Raw genomic sequence first — 14,982 nt, 5'->3', positions numbered from 1 at the left:
AAGGGGAGCGCATTATCCGCCGGCCGCGATCGGCGCGGCGGATTCCATGGATCAACGTTCGGACAGTTCGGTGGCGGCTTCGGCCGGGCGCGGTTCGCGCGGCTCCGGTTCTGCGGCGGGCCGTGGCGCCGGCGCTGGCGCGGGCCGTGCGGTTGATGCCGATGCAGCCGCCTGTGCCTGTTCGCTGGCGTTGTCGGCTTCTTCGGCCGCATCGTCGGCGGTAGCCGCAGCCTGCGCCGCCATCGCCGTGGCGAACGCTGCCTGCGCACTGGCGAACAGGTTCGACACTGAACCCACCATCTGCAGCCAGCGCGCACCGTTGACCTTGCCCGGCATTTCCAGCTTGCCGGCAATGAAGCCACCGGCCAGGCCCACTACCACGATGCGTAGTGGCGACCAGCCCTGGCGCCAGACCTGACTGAGCGTGGACCAGTGGTCCTGGGTCTCGACCAGACGCACGGTCACCACCTGTTCGCAGCGCTTCACCCGCCGCTGCAGCGCACCGAACTTCATGGCTTGCCCTCTGGCAGCTGCACATCGGCATCGGGGTCGTCTTCGCTGGGCTCGTCGAACAGGCCCAGGCGGGACAGCTGGCGCCGGGTGGCGTGCATGCCGGTGTGGTGGAAGAAGTAGGACACCCGCCAGATCGCATAACCGGTGACGGCCAGGCTCAGCAGCGAGGTGATCAGCAGGGCCTGCAGCCAGCTCAGGCCCCAGCTTTGCAGCAGGGCGATGAGGGTGGCGGCCATCAGCAGCCAGGCCGACGCACCGAACACGATCGCTACCCCGGCCCAGGCCAGTGCACGGCCGAATGCGCTGCGAGCCAGCGCGAAGTCGGCCGAGGCCAGCCGGCGCAGCGAACGCAGCGAGTGCTTGGCCGAATCGGCAGCGGCACGACCGGCCGCGCCGACCTGGCGGATGCTCTCATCCAGCGGCGGGGTGGCCGCCGGATCAGGGGCTTGCGCGTTGTCTTCGTTCACGCCGCGGCTTACTTGTCGCTGCTGCCGCGGGCCAGCTTGGCGATGATCCAGCCGGCAGCGAAGGCCACGCCGAACGAGGCCAGCGGACGTTCGCGGATCAGCTCGGCGGCGCTGTCGATCAGGTCCTTGCCCTTGTCCATCAGTGCATCGACCTGTTCCTTGGCAGCGGCCCCGCCGAACTCGGCGGCGGCCAGGCCGGACAGTGCGCTGTCGGACAGTTCAGCCTTGACGTTGGCCTTGCCGATCCGCAGTTCGTCGGTCGCGGCACCGGTTGCGCCCTTGATCGCACCGCCGGCGGCCGTGGCGGCCTGCTTCAGGTGGGAACCGGCTTCACCCAGGTGTTCCTTCAGGTTCTCGGTATTGGTGGGGCTCATCGAATCACTCCTGTTGCGATGGGGGAACGGGCGTCGGCGGTGCCGACCTGGACTGACAGCAATAGCATTGCCGGGGTATAGGGGGTGTTACGGCAGGGCGATCAGCGCATCACGAGCTGGCCCTGCTGCTGGCCATTGTTGCGCAGCACGCGCACCACCAGGGTCGGCGGGCGTTGCTGGAAATTGGCACGCCAGCTGGCCAGGTCGGCGAATTCACCCACGGTGGCGTCGGTGATGATGTCGCCCTGCTGCAGGCCGTTGCTGGCCGCGCGGCTGCCGCGCTTGACCTCGCTGACCAGCACGCCGCCGACCCCCGACTGCCGCAGCGACTCGGGCAGGTCGACGAAGGTGGCGCCGGTCAGCCGCGGGTCCAGGCTCTCGCCGGTGACCGCACGTGCCTGTTCCTTCAGCGTTGCCTTGATCTGCACGGGCTTGCCTTCGCGGCGGACGTCCAGCGTCATCGGGCTGCCGACGGCGGCCAGGCCTTCCACGTTGTGCAGGGCTTCGGCGCTGTCCACGCGTTGGCCGTTGGCCGAGACCACCACGTCGCCCGGCTTCAGCCCGGCTGCGGCAGCGGCCGAGCCGGCCAGCACGCGGGTGATCAGCGCACCACGTGTTTCGGCCAGGCCCAGTCCCTGCGCAATCTGCGCGGTCAGGTTCTGGCTTTCCACCCCCAGCGTGCCGCGCACCACCACGCCGTGCTTGACCAGCTGGTCGACCACGCTGCGCGCCAGGTTCGATGGAATCGCCAGGCCCAGGCCGATGTTGCCGGCCATGCTGCCCTGCGGGTTGAAGCTGGCGGTATTGATGCCGACCAGCTGCCCCTGCAGGTCGACCAGTGCACCACCGGAATTGCCGGGATTGATCGACGCATCGGTCTGGATGAAGTTCTGGTAGCCCAGCCCGCGGATGCCGCTGCGGCCCACCGCCGAGACGATGCCGGACGTGACCGTCTGGCTGAAGCCGAACGGGTTGCCGATGGCCACGACGAAGTCGCCGACCCGCAGCTGGTCGCTGTTGCCCAGCTTGATGTCGGTGAGGTTCTGCGCCGGAATGCGGATCAGGGCGATGTCGGTATCGCGGTCCGAACCCAGGAACTGGGCCTTGACCGTGCGCCCGTCGGCCAGTGTCACCTGCACGTCATCGGCGTTCTCGATGACATGGTGGTTGGTCAGTACCAGGCCTTCCTTGGCGTCGATGATCACGCCGGAGCCGAGCGATTCGTTGATGCGTTCCTGCGGGATGTCCGGGAACAGGCGGCGGAAGAACGGGTCGTTGAAGAAGGGATTGCGTACGCGAACCACCTGCTTGGTGTTGACGCTGACCACCGCCGGCATCGCCTTCTCCAGCATCGGTGCCAGTGACGGTACCGCCTGTCCGGCCACCGAGGCCGGCAACGCTGCGGTGGTCGGCAGGACCGCCGGCAGCGGCGCGGCGTCGGCACGGTTGTCCAGGTGGGCATTGATGCCGGTGGCAACGAAGCCACCGAAGGCGGCGGCGATTGCGAGCGTGAGCAGGGTGGGAAGCGGTCGCATGGGAGTCGGTTCGCTGGCGTGGGTGGGGGCTGTTCGGGCCTACGGTAAAACAAGCTGAATGAGTGTGTCGCGATCTGGATAAATGCGCCATGAAAACGGGGGCCTCGAAGGTGGGAGCGCGGGGGCCAGAACGCGCTTGTGGCGACACCCGGGCAGGTGATGGGTGCGCCACTCAAGGCCAACGCGCGCCGCACCGGCACAGGCGGATACTTGCGCAGTTCCGCGCAGGCGGGTGCCGCAATGCGCCACGACGGATGCCGGACGCTGCGTCCGTGCACGTGCGCGCGACGACGGCCAGGCAATGCTGGGTTCGCGTGGCGCAGCACTGAAAAAAAGGGGTTTGCTGCGAACCGCAGGTGGCAACGGGGGCTGCTGCGTACACCATCGGCGTCGCAACAGATGCGATTGCTGGCACATGCCCCGTTCCACGATCGTCAATGTCGGTATAGCATCGCCCCGTTTTGATACTTAAGGCCCGCAGGAGGGCAACATGAGCAACGGTAATGGTGTGTCGGTCGTGACCGACGCTGTCGAGAACGTGAAAGAAACCGCCACCAACGTCGGCGAGACCATCGCCCACGCCGCCGAAGACGCAGTGAAGTCGGTCAAGAAGACCGTCAAGCGCGCCAGCAAGGCTGCCGGTACCCGCGTTGCCAAGGCCAAGAAGGCCGTGGCCAAGGTCGAGAAGACCGTTGCCAAGAAGGCCGAGAAGGCTGCCAAGTCGGTTGGCAAGACAGTTGCCAACGCCAAGAAGAAGCTGGAAGCGGCCAAGAAGAACGCCAAGGCCGAAGCTGCTGCCCTGAAGAAGGAAGTGGCGAAGAAGAAGGCGGCTGCGGGCAAGGCCGTGACCAAGAAGGCCGCCGCTGCCAAGAAGACCACCAAGGCCGCCACCAAGGCTGCCGGCAAGAAGGTCGCCACCGTGAAGAAGGCCGCCACCAAGAAGGCTGCTGTCGCGAAGAAGACCGTTGCCAAGAAGACCACGGCCGCCAAGAAGGTGGTTGGCAAGAAGGTCGCCACCGCCAAGAAGGCTGTGGCCAAGAAGACCGTCGCCGCCAAGAAGGTTGCCGGCAAGAAGGCAGTGGCTGCGAAGAAGGTTGTCGGCAAGAAGGTTGCCGCCACCAGGAAGGTCGCCACCAAGAAGACCGCCGCCGCCAAGAAGGTTGTCGGCAAGAAGACCGCCGCCGCCAAGAAGGTTGTCGGCAAGAAGGCTGCCGTCGCCAAGAAGGCCGTTGCCAGGAAGACCACTGCTGCCAAGAAGGTCGTCGCCAAGAAGGCTGCACCGCTGAAGAAGGTCGCCGCCAAGAAGGCTCCGGCCAAGAAGGCTGTTGCCAGGAAGGCCCCGGCCAAGGCCGTGCGCAAGGTCGCCAAGCGCAAGTAATCGCGCCGTGACCGAAGGCCCTGCCGCCCACCGGGTGGTGGGGCCTTTCGCGTTTTCGGGGCGCGGTCTGGGGCAAGATGCAGATTCTTCCCGCCGGAGCCCCAGCATGCGCGGTATCGATTTCAGTTCCTGGCAGGGCGTGCTGTCCACGTTGGCCGGCCTGGTCCTGATCACCCTGCTGGGCGTGGGCATCCGCCTGCTGGTGATGCAGACCCTGCAGCAGCGTCGCGAGCGCGAGAACCGGCAGATCAACGAGCGGCTGCGCACACTGATGGCGGCCTACAAGACCCTGGGCGGTTCATTCACTGGTGAACTGGGCGTGGATCCCAGCCATCGCCGTGATCTGCGCCAGCGCGAAGCAGCCGAAGGCATCGCCGAACCGCGTTCGGATCGAACGCGCCGCATCCGCGATGCGGTCGAGGCCGCGCTCTCGGACATCCTGTTGCTGGGCACCGACGAACAGGTGCGGCTGGCCGCGCGCGCTGCCAACGAACTGGCACAGGGGCGACCGGTGCATACCCACGAACTGGTGGTCTCGCTGCGCGACTTCGTGCGCGAAGCGCTGGACCTGGCGCCGATTCCTCCCGACCTGCGGATTCCGCCGCAGGGGCCGACCCGCCCCGCTGCCAGTGGTGGCGGCAAGGGGCGCAACGATGGCGATGCCAAGGGCGGCCGTGCGGGTGGTGGCGGAGGTGGGGGCGGCGGAATGGGCGCTGGCATGGGCGGCATGGGCGGCATGGGCCTCGGTGCCGGCGCCGCACTGGGCGCCGGCCATGCCGCTGCCAGCGATGAAACGGACGCGCGCTGAGCACGTCCGCCGGGTTCAGCGGGTCAGCTCGTAGATCGGCACGAAGCCGCCGTAGATCATCCGCGCACCGTCAAACGGCATCGGATTCTTCGTTGGATCAAACCGCGGGTCTTCCATCATCTTCTTCATACCGGCGTCGCGGGTCGATTTGTCGGGCCATTCGATCCAGGAAAACACCACCGTCTCGTCCGGCGTGGCTTTCACCGCGCCGAAGAAATCGGTGGTCTTGCCGTGCGGCACGTCATCGCCCCAGCACTCCACCACGCGCAGTGCGCCGTACTCGATGAAGACCGGATCTCCTGTGCGTGCATGGGCGAGGAACTTCTCCTTGTTGGCGGTGGGAACCGCCAGGACGAAACCATCGATGTAGCTCATTGCCAGCCTCCGGATGGACCGTGCCACATGCACGGCCTTCAAGTACACGACGAACCAGCGCGGCGGGGATCGACATCCCGCGTACGCCTGTTCAGCCCGGGCCACCCGGGAGCGGGGCCAGCGCCGTATCCGGTGGCTGCTGGCCGGCCAGGTGGCGCACGAAGTAGTCCCACATGCGGTGCGTATAGGTGGCGTCGTTGCGGAACAGTTCGTGGTCCTGTCGAGCCAGGTACAGCAGGTCGTAGCGACGCTGGGCCTTGTTCAGGGCCGCGGCCAGCTGCAGGGTCAGCGCGGGTGGCGCGTTCTCGTCCAGTTCGCCATAGACCAGCAGCAGATGCCCGCGCAGGTTGCTGGCCAGCGCCGCATTGTCGAGACCGGCAAAGGGGGCCGGCACGCCATCGGCCATGGCTGTAGCTGGCACCACGCCACCGAACAGCCGGTCCATGCCGTGCAGGGCGCCGCCGTACATGCCCTGGAAATTGTGGCTGCCGGCCGAGGCCACGGCCACCCTGTAGAACGCGGGGTAGCGCAGCAGGGCACGCGCCGCGCTGTAGCCGCCGAACGAATGCCCATAGATGCCGACCCGCTGCAGGTCGATACCCTGGTAGCGTTCGCCCAACTGGCGCAGTGCGGCCACATGGTCATCGAGCTGTACATCGGCGCCGTGCAGGAAGCTGCTGTCATGGAATGCCTTGTCGCGGCCGCCGGTTCCGCGGGCATCGATGCTGACCACCACGAAGCCGAGCTCGGCGAGGCTGGCGCGGGATACCGGGTTCTGCGCCGAGACCGCTTCGGCATAGGTGACCGGCGCATTGCTGATGAAAGCACCGCCGTACATCGCGTCGATCACCGGGAAGCTGCCGTCATCGCGATAGTCGCGGGGCAGGTAGATGGTGGCGAAGATCGGCGTGCGCCCGTCGGCGGCCAGCAGCCGCTCGCGCCGTGGCGGCCGCCAGCCAGCAGTGACGACCGCCTGCGCATCCGCAGCCTCCAGCACCATCACTTCGCGGCCATCGTCGCTGGCGCGCAGCACCGTGCGTGGCGGCTGCGCGAGGCTGGACACCGTATCCACCAGGTAGCCACCGCCGGGCGACAGCGCTTGCGGGGCACGTCCACCGAACAGCATGCCGGTGCCCGCATCAGCCAGGTGGTCGTCGCCATCGGCGGCCAGGCGCTGCACCGCTCCGCCGTGCAGCGGTACCCGGTACAGGCCACGCACGTAGGGATCGCCGCCCTCGACACCGCCGGCACTGAAGTATGCCCAATCGCCTGCGCTGTCCACGCCGAGCAGGTCCCGCACCGCCCACCGGCCGCCGGTGAGCTGGCCCATCACCTTGCCGTCGGACAGGCGCACCCGGTACAGATGGCCCCAGCCATCGCGCTGCGAGAACCACACGGCGGTGTCCCGGCCGGGCAGGATTGCCACCGCTGGCCGGTTGTAGGAATACACGTTGAGCTGCAGGCGGGTATCACTGGACTCCTCCAGCACGGTGCGCAGCGCACCGCTGCCGGCGTCGATCTCTACCAGGCGCAGGCGCCGTGGCATGCCGAAGTGCGCCATCGCGGCGTACAACCGGCCACCGTCCCAGCCCAGGATGCCCGCCTCGCTCAGGATGTTCCAGCCCTCGGGCAGGGTGATGTCCTGCTGCCGGCCGCTGCGTACATCGACGATGTACAGGCTGTCGCGCACCTGCTGTGCATCGCCCAGTACCCCCAGCTTCACGGTGTGCACGCGTGGGCGCGCGCTGTTGGCCGGCGTGCTTTCCAGATAGGGGTAGTCCTGCAGCGCACGCTCGTCGTAGCGGATGCCGGCCACGTAGCGGCCATCCGGTGACCAGCCGACCGCAAACGGCCGCACCGGCATCCGGCCCTGGCGGCGCGGAATGCCGCGGAGGGTGAAGTCCGGCAGTACGCCATAACCATGACCGGGTTCGCCGCCGGTGGTCAGTGCCCGTGCTGCCGTTCCGGGCGACTGCAGCCACAGATTGTGGTCGCGCACCTGCAGCCAGGCATCGCCAGCGGGCGAAAGCAACGCATCTGCCGGCGGCATCGCATCCTGCGACGGCGCGCATTGCCAGCGCGGCCACCGGCAATCGATCGGCGCCTCGCCGCTGAATCGCAGGCGCAGGCCATCGTCGGTTGCCTGCACGCTGGCCAGTCGCAGGCGTGGCCCGCTGGCACCGAAGGGCGCCACCGCGCTGTCCAGTGCGGCGGGCTCGAACAGGACCTTGCCAGTGGCCTGTAGCGGGTCGACCAGTACCGCCTGGCGTCGACCGCGTGCATCCTCGCGCTCATACCAGAAGCGGCCATCGGCCAGCCAGTTCGGCACGACCGAGGCATTGCGCAATGCACCGCGCAGGTGGCTGTCGTGCACGCGCTCGGCGCGCTGGTAATCAGAAGGCTGCAGTGGCTGAGCCGATACAGTGGAACACCCGTCGATGAAGGCGAGGACGACAGCGCAGAGCGGGAACCGCAGCGGGGCAGGCACGTGCAAGGCAACCTCCTGTTGCAAGGGTCAGCGGAACTCGAATGCACGCGCGCCGCGCGCGTATGCCAGATACAGCCTGAATCAAGCCAAAAAATTCAGCAATGCGAAGGCTGCTGTTTTCAGGGAGCGTTGTGGCGAATAACGGAGAATTTACATTCCCGATGCGATGGCGCCCTGGCGCTGCTGCACACCATAAGAAAGTAAAGGTGTACCCCCATGAAGAATTCGCTGATTGCTCTGGCCCTGGCCGCCGCCCTGCCGTTCACCGCCTCGGCTGCTGAGAACCTGTCCTACAACTACGCCGAAGCCGACTACGCCAAGACCGACAACGACGCGTTCAAGTCCGACGGTTGGGGTGTGAAGGGTTCGTACGGCTTCCTGCCGAACTTCCACGCTTTCGGTGAGTACAGCCGTCAGGAATTCGACCACACCAACGTCAAGCTGGACCAGTGGAAGATCGGTGCCGGCTACAACGTTGAAATCGCTCCGAGCACCGACTTCGTTGCCCGCGTTGCCTACCAGAAGCTCGACCAGAAGCATGGCCTGGACTTCAACGGCTACAGCGCTGAAGCCGGTATCCGCACTGCCTTCGGCGCCCACGCCGAGGTCTACGGCATGGTTGGCTACGAAGACTACGCCAAGAAGCACGGCGTGAATCCGGAAGGCCAGTGGTACGGCCGCCTGGGTGGCCAGGTCAAGCTGAACCAGAACTGGGGCCTGAACGGCGAACTGAAGATGAACCGCGACGGCGACAAGGAATACACCGTCGGCCCGCGCTTCAGCTGGTAACTGCTGTTCCGGCGCGCCTGCGCGCTGGAGGCGTCTCGACAGGCCCGGCTCTTGCCGGGCCTGTTGCGTTTGTGGCGGCGCGAAACAAAATGCCGTCTGACTGGTGGCGCACGCGGGCCGAGCATTGCAAGGAATTGGATTCCGCCGCTGCGGGCACCGGCCTACGGTGGATGTTCCATGTTGCCTGGACAGGCCGCGATGCCACCGACACTCCCGCCCCTGCGGCCTGATCGGCCACGACGCCTGGCGCTGCTGGATCCGCACCCGGTACTTCGGTTGGGCGTGGAAGTTCTGCTCCGCCAACACAGTGGTGTGCAGGTGCGCGTGAGCCTGTCCAACGAGGCGCACCTGCTGCAGCTGCTGGAGCGCAGTCCGAGGTGTGTCGACCTGCTGCTGATCGATGCGCTGCCGATGGGCGACCTGGGCGATGGATTGGCCCTGCTGCGCGTGCTGTCGCAGCGCTGGCCGGCGCTGCCGGTGCTGGTGCTCTCGGCGCACTGCAACGCCAGTACGGTGACCACCGCGATGCGAGCCGGCGCGCGCGGCTTCCTGTCCAAGTCGATGCCACCGGAGACGTTGCTGCGCGCCATTGACGTGGTCGCTCGCGGAGGGCGCTTCGTGCCACCGGAACTACGCGAGGAGCTGAAGCTGCCACGCACACGCCGGGTATCTGCACCGGTGCTGACGCCGCTGAGCCAGCGCGAGCGTGAAGTGCTCGGGTTGGTGCTGAAGGGCGTCAGCACCAGTGAAATGGCCCTGCGCTCAGGGCGCTCGGCCAGCACCATCAGCTCGCAGAAGACGTCGGCCTACCGCAAGCTCGGCATCCGCGGGGATGGTGACCTGTTCCGCTTCCGCCACCTGCTCGAATGCGGCTGAGCGGCCTTACTCGCCCTGGTACTGCTTCTCTTCCACCAGCGCCGAACCGGCCACGCGGTTGATCTCGTTCTTCACCTGCACGCGCTCGCCATTGGTGCCATAGACACCGCGTGCCAGCTGGATGAACGCATCGTCGAACTCCTGGGCCGCTTCCTTGTCGCGCAGCTGGTCCTGGATGTCCCACATGCGTTCGTTGATCGCCTTCAGCTGCTGCTTCAGCGCGTCCAATGCCGGCTGCGCCTGCAGCTGCTGCTGCAGCAAGGGCAACAGGCCATCCAGTTCGGTGCGCACGTTGGCCAGCTTGGCTGCATCATCGATGCGCTCGGCCTTGATCTCGAGAATGGTGATCTTGTCGATCAGCTCGCCGATCGATACCGGGGTCAGGATGGCGTCCACGTGGTTGGTTCCTGGAAACAAGGCGCCATGATACCGCGCGGCTGGCACGTAGCCTCCATCCACGGGATTTACGCCGAATTTGCGCTGCAGGCCGGGCAGCGCCCTCGATCCGTTACGGCGGCGCCCCCGACACTGCCGTCCCGGCGGCGCGATCGCCTTCGACGAGGAACACAGTGCAGTGAACAGCAAGGAGACGATGGCGGCGCTGGTGGCCGCCCTGGCAGGGCTGCTCGGAATCGGCAGCGCGCAGGCACAGGTGCAGGCCAGTGGCAGTGCTGCATTGACCAGCGACTACGTGTGGCGTGGCAGTTCGCAGAGCGATGGCGACCCGGCGGTGCAGGCCGGCGCGAAGGTCTCGATCCCGTCGGGATGGTACGCCAGCGTGTGGGGTTCGAACGTTTCGTTCAAACCGGACAATGGCGCGCGCAGCGAGTTCGACCTGGTGGCCGGCTGGTCCGGCGCACTGGCGCCGGCCTGGAACCTGGATGCGAACCTGACCCGCTACGTGTACCCGGGCAGCGGCCGCACGCTGGACTGGACCGAACTCAACACCACGTTGACCTGGAAGCAGCGTGCCTGGCTGCAGGTCGCCCATTCCAGCGATGCACTGGCCGGTGGCCATCGCGGCACCTATGCCCAGCTGGGTGTGCGTGTGCCGCTGCACGAACGCGTCCGCCTGGAAGCGGCGGTGGGCCAGTACTGGCTGGCCACCGCGCAGGGCCCGGACTACCTGCATGGCCAGCTCAGTGCCATTGCCACGCTGGCCCCGGCATGGGAGCTGCGTGCCACCGTGCACGACACCGACGGTGCGGCCAAGCGCCTGTTCCCGGGTAACGCCGGTGGACGCTGGGAGCTGGCGCTGCAGGGCAGTTTCTAATTCGACGATGCCGCCTGGCGCGCACGCAGCGCGCCGGGCAGCCACAGCAGCAGGGCCAGCACGGCCACGGCGGCACCGGCCACGCAGACGCCGGTCCAGCCGAAGCGCTGGTAGACCTGTGCAGACAGCAGCGAGCCCAGCGAGCCGCCGATGAAATAGCCGGTCATGTAGCCGGCATTGAGGCGGTTGCGTGCCGCAGGCTGCAGCGCATAGATCAGGTTCTGGTTGCTGACATGCAGCAGCTGCGCGGCCAGGTCCAGCACCACCACGCCGACCAGCAGCGCCAGCAGCGAGTGGGCCGACAGCCCCAGTGGCAGCCACGACAGCAGCAACAGCGCCAGTGCAATGGCGGTGGCACGTCCGGTCTGGCCACGGTCGGACATGCGACCAGCCAGACCCGCCGCCAGCGTGCCGGCCGCACCGACCAGCCCGAACAGGCCGATGGTGGCGTCGCTGTAGGCGTACGGCGATTGTGCCAGCAGGAATGCGAGCGGGGTCCAGAAGATCGCGAACATGGCGAAGCTGCAGGCGCCCAGCAGCGTGCGCTGGCGCAGCACCGGTTCCCGCACGAACAGTTCGCCAATGGAGCGCAGCAATGCGAAATAGCCAAGGCCGGCGCTGTGATGGAATCGCGGCAGGCCGCGCTGCAATGCCAGTGCGGTCAGCACCAGGGTGGCAGCGGCGATCGCGTACACCAGGCGCCAGTCGCCGAGGCTGGAAAGCAGGCCGGCCACAGTGCGCGCCAGCAGGATGCCCAGCAGCAGGCCACTCATCAATGTTCCGACCACGCGGCCACGATGTTCCGGCGCGGCCAGCGTGGCGGCGAACGGCACCAGCACCTGGGCCACCACCGAAAACAGGCCGGTGATCGCGGTGCCCACCAGCAACCAGGTCAGCGACGGTGCGCAGGCATTGATCACCAGTCCGCCCGCCGACAGCAGGCTCATCACCACGATCAGGCGGCGGCGTTCGAACAGGTCACCCAGCGGCACCAGCAGGATCAAGCCGGCGGCATAGCTCAGCTGCGCGGCGGTAACCACCATGCCGACCTGGCCGAACGGCACGCCGAAGGCGTCGGCGATGGTGTGCAGCAGCGGTTGCGCGTAGTAGTTGCTGGCCACGGCCAAGCCGGTGGCGACCGACATCAGCAGCACCTGCCAACGGTGCAGAGGGGGAAGGGACGGGCTCACGCGATGTTCCAGGAAGCGGGGGGGCACAGTGTCCGCCTGCTGCGATCATGATGGAAATGAATCATCATCATCCATGCCATCTGAAAACAAGATAGTTGTATGAACCTCAAGCAGCTCGAGTTCGCCGTGGCGCTGGCCGAGGAGGGCAATTTCACCCGTGCCGCCGAGCGCTGCCACGTGGTGCAGTCCGCGCTCAGCCACCAGATCGCCCATCTTGAACAGGAACTGGGTGCCACGCTGTTCGAGCGCCTGCCGCGCCAGGTGCGGGCCACCGCCGCCGGCGAGGCGTTGCTGGTGCACGCACGCCAGGTGCTGGCCAGCCTGCGCCACCTGCGCGCCGACGTGGCCGCCGTCAGTGGCGAAGTGCGTGGGTTGCTGGCCATCGGGCAGATTTCCTCGCTGACCGGAATCGACGTTGTGGCGATGCTGGCGGCCTTCCAGCGCGTGCACCCGCAGGTGGAGTTCCAGTTGCGCGTGGACAAGAGCGAGGACCTGATCGCGCAGGTACAGTCGCGCGCGCTGGATGTGGCACTGGTCGGCCTGGCGCCTTCGGCAGCGCTGGACGGTGTCTGCCATCAGGTGCTGCAGGAGGAGGATCTGGTGGCGGTACTGGCGCCATCGCACCGGCTGGCCGGGCGCAAGCGGCTGCCATTGGCCGCACTGCAGGATGAAGCACTGGTCGACTTCCCGCGCGGCACCGGCGCACGCCGGCAGACCGATGATGCTTTTGCCGCAGCCGGACTGCCGCACACGGTCCGTTTCGAGGTCAACCTGATGGAACTGGTCGAGCGCTTCGTCCGCCATGGGTTGGCGGTCGGCATCGTGCCGGCATTGATCGCCGATGGGTTTCAGGGCGTGGTGCAGATTCCGCTGCAGCCGACCCCGACCCGGCGCGTGCACCTGGTCTGGCAGCGCCTGCCGACACCAGCGGCGCGGGCGTTCGTCGACGCCGTGCTCAACCGCGCAGGCGCAGGCTCAGGCCCTTGAGGAAGTTGCGCAGCATCTGGTCCAGGCAACGCCGGTAGTTGGCGTGCCCGGGTTGGCGGAACAGCGCGCCCACTTCCGACTTGGAGACATTGAAACCTGCGCTGGCAAAGATCTCCATCAGGTCCACGTCGCGCAGCTGGAACGCCACGCGCAGCTTCTTCAGCACCAGGTTGTTGTCGATACGGGTTTCCACTGCGCGCTGCGGCTGGCTCTCGTCGCGGCCACGCAGGTGCACGATCAGGCCGTCGAGGAAGTGCGCCAGCGCGCTGTCGTTCATCGCCTCGAAACCGGCTTCGTCCTCGCGGCGCAGCCAGGCCTTCACCTGCCCGGTATCCACGGCAAAGGCCGGGTCGGCCATCTGGCACAGGGCGACCACGTGCTGGTCACCCAGGTCCAGGGAGTAGCGCACGCTGCGCAGGACATCATTGTTGATCATGGCCCAATTGTACCGGCCCCTGGCGTGTCACCGGACTGTCATCGAACTGCAGCATCGTGAGCACTCGTTCGCTGGGACCCTTGCATGCGCCGGTATCTGTTTTCCGCACTACTGCTCGCCGGCAGCTTCGCTGCCTTCGCCCAGGACCGCTTCGTACCCGTCGAGCGGCGCCTCAGTGCATCCCAACTGGCCGAGGTCGGGCTCAGTCCAGCGCAGTTGCAGGCGTTGAACCGGGTACTGCGCGAGGCAGAGAGCGCGACCGCTGCGTCGACGGCAGCGGTGGCCCCGGTCGCTGCGCCGCTGCCTGCCAATGTGCCGGCACCGGCAGCAATGCATCTGGGCCTGGATGACGAACCGGTCAGTGCCCGTGTAGTCGGAGAGGTCGCAGGCTGGCAGCCCGGCACGCTGTTCACCCTTGATAACGGCCAGCAATGGCAGGTGATGAAGGGACAGATGAAGCTGCGCAAGGTGTTGCAGTCGCCGCAGATCGCCGTTGTTCCTGGAATTGCCGGGCGCTGGTTCCTGCAGGTCGACGAAGACCTGCCCAAGGCCAGAGTGTTTCGCGTGCGTTGAGCCGGGGGGACGGCTGGACGGCGGGCAACTCAGGACGGGCCGGGAATGCCAGAATGGGCGTCCGGTTTTTCCCCCCTGGAGTTGCCTGATGACCCGCACTGTCCTGATTACCGGCGCCACGTCCGGCTTCGGCGCCGCCGCCGTCCACCGCTTCGCCCAGGCCGGCTGGAAAGTGATCGCCACGGGCCGCCGCAGCGAACGCCTGCAGCCGCTGGTCGAGCGCTACGGCAAGGACGTGGTGCACGCCGCCGCCTTCGACATCCGCGATGCGGTGGCGATGGAGGCGGCCCTGCTGGCGCTGCCGCCGGCCTTTGGCGAGATCGACCTGCTGGTCAACAACGCTGGCCTGGCGCAGGGCACCGCGCCGGCACAGAGCGCCACGCTGTCGGACTGGACCACGATGATCGACACCAACATCACCGCGCTGGTGACCCTGACCCACCGGCTGCTGCCGCAGCTGGTGGAGCGTAAGGGCGCGATCATCAACATCTCGTCGGTGGCCGGCGTCTACCCGTACCCGGGTGGCAACGCCTACGGTGGCACCAAGGCCTTCGTCAGCCAGTTCTCGCTGGGCCTGCGTTCGGACCTGCACGGCACCGGCGTGCGCGTGACCACGATCGAGCCGGGCATGGCCGAAACCGAATTCACCGTGGTACGTACCCATGGCGACCAGAACGCCTCGGACAAGCTCTACAGCGGCGCCAACCCGATGACCGCCGAAGACATCGCAGAGCAGATCTTCTGGGTGGCCAGCCTGCCGCCGCACCTGAACATCAACCGGCTGGAGCTGATGCCGGTCAGCCAGTCGTTTGCCGGATTCCAGGTCGCCCGCGAGGGCTGACCTGCTTCGCGGGTCCTGTAGAGCCGAGCCTATGCTCGGCTTCGTCTGGATTCAGCCGAGCATGGCTCGGCTCTACAGG

Annotated in this window: 17 protein-coding genes; 8 read left to right on the top strand and 9 right to left on the bottom strand. The window is 67.1% G+C overall.

Translation table 11 applies throughout. The annotated features are described in order from the left end of the window. Positions 1–51: 51 nt before the first annotated feature. The 4 genes from ABGA94_RS11990 to ABGA94_RS11975 all read right to left on the bottom strand — a co-directional run bounded on the left by ABGA94_RS11990 (position 52) and on the right by ABGA94_RS11975 (position 2,889). Complete coding sequence (locus ABGA94_RS11990) at positions 52–513, bottom strand: hypothetical protein (protein ID WP_053499495.1); 462 nt, start codon at positions 511–513, stop codon at positions 52–54. Beyond that, positions 510–980, bottom strand: a complete 471-nt coding sequence (locus ABGA94_RS11985) for a phage holin family protein (protein ID WP_375367381.1) — start codon at positions 978–980, stop codon at positions 510–512. Before ABGA94_RS11985 ends, ABGA94_RS11990 begins: the two co-directional genes overlap by 4 nt. Positions 981–988: 8 nt before the next feature. Continuing rightward, positions 989–1,354: a hypothetical protein gene (locus ABGA94_RS11980; protein ID WP_004153835.1), complete on the bottom strand. Its 366-nt coding sequence runs from the start codon at positions 1,352–1,354 to the stop codon at positions 989–991. 101 nt (positions 1,355–1,455) lie between these two features. Next, complete coding sequence (locus ABGA94_RS11975; RefSeq protein ID WP_005420544.1) at positions 1,456–2,889, bottom strand: Do family serine endopeptidase; 1,434 nt, start codon at positions 2,887–2,889, stop codon at positions 1,456–1,458. 490 nt (positions 2,890–3,379) lie between these two features. Between ABGA94_RS11975 and ABGA94_RS11970 the strand changes: the two genes are divergently transcribed. Together ABGA94_RS11970 and ABGA94_RS11965 are read left to right on the top strand one after the other, a co-directional pair. Next, positions 3,380–4,267, top strand: coding sequence for a histone (locus ABGA94_RS11970; RefSeq protein ID WP_375367380.1), 888 nt, complete (start codon positions 3,380–3,382; stop codon positions 4,265–4,267). A gap of 106 nt (positions 4,268–4,373) precedes the next feature. Next, a complete protein-coding gene (locus tag ABGA94_RS11965) occupies positions 4,374–5,075 on the top strand; it encodes a hypothetical protein (RefSeq protein WP_005420539.1) in 702 nt (233 codons plus the stop codon). A 15-nt stretch (positions 5,076–5,090) separates the two neighbouring features. On the opposite strand, the gene ABGA94_RS11960 is transcribed toward ABGA94_RS11965, so the two are convergent. Both ABGA94_RS11960 and ABGA94_RS11955 read right to left on the bottom strand, forming a co-directional pair. Next, complete coding sequence (locus ABGA94_RS11960) at positions 5,091–5,450, bottom strand: DUF1428 domain-containing protein (RefSeq protein ID WP_005420538.1); 360 nt, start codon at positions 5,448–5,450, stop codon at positions 5,091–5,093. Positions 5,451–5,541: 91 nt separating this feature from the next. Beyond that, complete coding sequence (locus ABGA94_RS11955) at positions 5,542–7,944, bottom strand: DPP IV N-terminal domain-containing protein (RefSeq protein ID WP_375367378.1); 2,403 nt, start codon at positions 7,942–7,944, stop codon at positions 5,542–5,544. A gap of 210 nt (positions 7,945–8,154) precedes the next feature. Here ABGA94_RS11955 and ABGA94_RS11950 point away from each other — a divergent pair, with 210 nt between their 5' ends. Together ABGA94_RS11950 and ABGA94_RS11945 are read left to right on the top strand one after the other, a co-directional pair. Then, positions 8,155–8,727, top strand: a complete 573-nt coding sequence (locus ABGA94_RS11950) for an Ax21 family protein (protein WP_005420534.1) — start codon at positions 8,155–8,157, stop codon at positions 8,725–8,727. 198 nt (positions 8,728–8,925) lie between these two features. Next, positions 8,926–9,603 (top strand): response regulator transcription factor, encoded by a 678-nt coding sequence (locus tag ABGA94_RS11945; RefSeq protein ID WP_032954668.1) that lies wholly within the window; start codon positions 8,926–8,928, stop codon positions 9,601–9,603. 6 nt (positions 9,604–9,609) lie between these two features. Here ABGA94_RS11945 and ABGA94_RS11940 read toward each other — a convergent pair whose 3' ends face one another. After that, positions 9,610–9,999 carry a DUF6165 family protein gene (locus tag ABGA94_RS11940; protein ID WP_005420531.1) on the bottom strand — a complete coding sequence of 130 codons (390 nt, stop codon included), beginning with the start codon at positions 9,997–9,999 and terminating at the stop codon, positions 9,610–9,612. 178 nt (positions 10,000–10,177) lie between these two features. Between ABGA94_RS11940 and ABGA94_RS11935 the strand changes: the two genes are divergently transcribed. Beyond that, a complete protein-coding gene (locus ABGA94_RS11935; RefSeq protein WP_329915954.1) occupies positions 10,178–10,876 on the top strand; it encodes a TorF family putative porin in 699 nt (232 codons plus the stop codon). Here the strand turns inward: ABGA94_RS11935 and ABGA94_RS11930 are convergent. Then, positions 10,873–12,021, bottom strand: coding sequence for an MFS transporter (locus ABGA94_RS11930; protein WP_375367389.1), 1,149 nt, complete (start codon positions 12,019–12,021; stop codon positions 10,873–10,875). The genes ABGA94_RS11935 and ABGA94_RS11930 overlap by 4 nt on opposite strands. A gap of 144 nt (positions 12,022–12,165) precedes the next feature. Here ABGA94_RS11930 and ABGA94_RS11925 point away from each other — a divergent pair, with 144 nt between their 5' ends. Further along, on the top strand, positions 12,166–13,053 hold the full coding sequence (locus ABGA94_RS11925) for a LysR family transcriptional regulator (RefSeq protein ID WP_053499479.1): 888 nt from the start codon (positions 12,166–12,168) through the stop codon (positions 13,051–13,053). Here the strand turns inward: ABGA94_RS11925 and ABGA94_RS11920 are convergent. Next, on the bottom strand, positions 13,022–13,489 hold the full coding sequence (locus ABGA94_RS11920; protein ID WP_005420526.1) for a DUF1456 family protein: 468 nt from the start codon (positions 13,487–13,489) through the stop codon (positions 13,022–13,024). The two genes, ABGA94_RS11925 and ABGA94_RS11920, sit on opposite strands and share 32 nt — an antisense overlap. Positions 13,490–13,573: 84 nt before the next feature. Between ABGA94_RS11920 and ABGA94_RS11915 the strand changes: the two genes are divergently transcribed. Both ABGA94_RS11915 and ABGA94_RS11910 read left to right on the top strand, forming a co-directional pair. Next, a complete protein-coding gene (locus ABGA94_RS11915; protein ID WP_375367375.1) occupies positions 13,574–14,062 on the top strand; it encodes a hypothetical protein in 489 nt (162 codons plus the stop codon). A gap of 88 nt (positions 14,063–14,150) precedes the next feature. Then, a complete protein-coding gene (locus tag ABGA94_RS11910; RefSeq protein ID WP_005420523.1) occupies positions 14,151–14,903 on the top strand; it encodes an SDR family NAD(P)-dependent oxidoreductase in 753 nt (250 codons plus the stop codon). Positions 14,904–14,982 lie beyond the last annotated feature (79 nt).

The sequence above is a fragment of the Stenotrophomonas sp. 3diitr2024 genome (assembly GCF_042136455.1).
Taxonomy (GTDB): Bacteria; Pseudomonadota; Gammaproteobacteria; order Xanthomonadales; family Xanthomonadaceae; genus Stenotrophomonas; species Stenotrophomonas sepilia.
Note: the sequence above shows the minus strand (reverse complement) of the source record. Positions and strands in the feature narration are given on the sequence as shown.

What these genes read in the sequence shown, in the direction of transcription:
- ABGA94_RS11910 (WP_005420523.1), top strand. Translation starts at nt 14,151, where the DNA reads ATGACCCGCACTGTCCTGATTACCGGCGCCACGTCCGGCTTCGGCGCC.
- ABGA94_RS11975 (WP_005420544.1), bottom strand. Translation starts at nt 2,889, where the DNA reads ATGCGACCGCTTCCCACCCTGCTCACGCTCGCAATCGCCGCCGCCTTC.
- ABGA94_RS11965 (WP_005420539.1), top strand. Translation starts at nt 4,374, where the DNA reads ATGCGCGGTATCGATTTCAGTTCCTGGCAGGGCGTGCTGTCCACGTTG.
- ABGA94_RS11990 (WP_053499495.1), bottom strand. Translation starts at nt 513, where the DNA reads ATGAAGTTCGGTGCGCTGCAGCGGCGGGTGAAGCGCTGCGAACAGGTG.
- ABGA94_RS11960 (WP_005420538.1), bottom strand. Translation starts at nt 5,450, where the DNA reads ATGAGCTACATCGATGGTTTCGTCCTGGCGGTTCCCACCGCCAACAAG.
- ABGA94_RS11915 (WP_375367375.1), top strand. Translation starts at nt 13,574, where the DNA reads ATGCGCCGGTATCTGTTTTCCGCACTACTGCTCGCCGGCAGCTTCGCT.
- ABGA94_RS11980 (WP_004153835.1), bottom strand. Translation starts at nt 1,354, where the DNA reads ATGAGCCCCACCAATACCGAGAACCTGAAGGAACACCTGGGTGAAGCC.
- ABGA94_RS11950 (WP_005420534.1), top strand. Translation starts at nt 8,155, where the DNA reads ATGAAGAATTCGCTGATTGCTCTGGCCCTGGCCGCCGCCCTGCCGTTC.
- ABGA94_RS11920 (WP_005420526.1), bottom strand. Translation starts at nt 13,489, where the DNA reads ATGATCAACAATGATGTCCTGCGCAGCGTGCGCTACTCCCTGGACCTG.
- ABGA94_RS11930 (WP_375367389.1), bottom strand. Translation starts at nt 12,021, where the DNA reads ATGTCGGTCGCCACCGGCTTGGCCGTGGCCAGCAACTACTACGCGCAA.
- ABGA94_RS11970 (WP_375367380.1), top strand. Translation starts at nt 3,380, where the DNA reads ATGAGCAACGGTAATGGTGTGTCGGTCGTGACCGACGCTGTCGAGAAC.
- ABGA94_RS11945 (WP_032954668.1), top strand. Translation starts at nt 8,926, where the DNA reads ATGCCACCGACACTCCCGCCCCTGCGGCCTGATCGGCCACGACGCCTG.
- ABGA94_RS11925 (WP_053499479.1), top strand. Translation starts at nt 12,166, where the DNA reads ATGAACCTCAAGCAGCTCGAGTTCGCCGTGGCGCTGGCCGAGGAGGGC.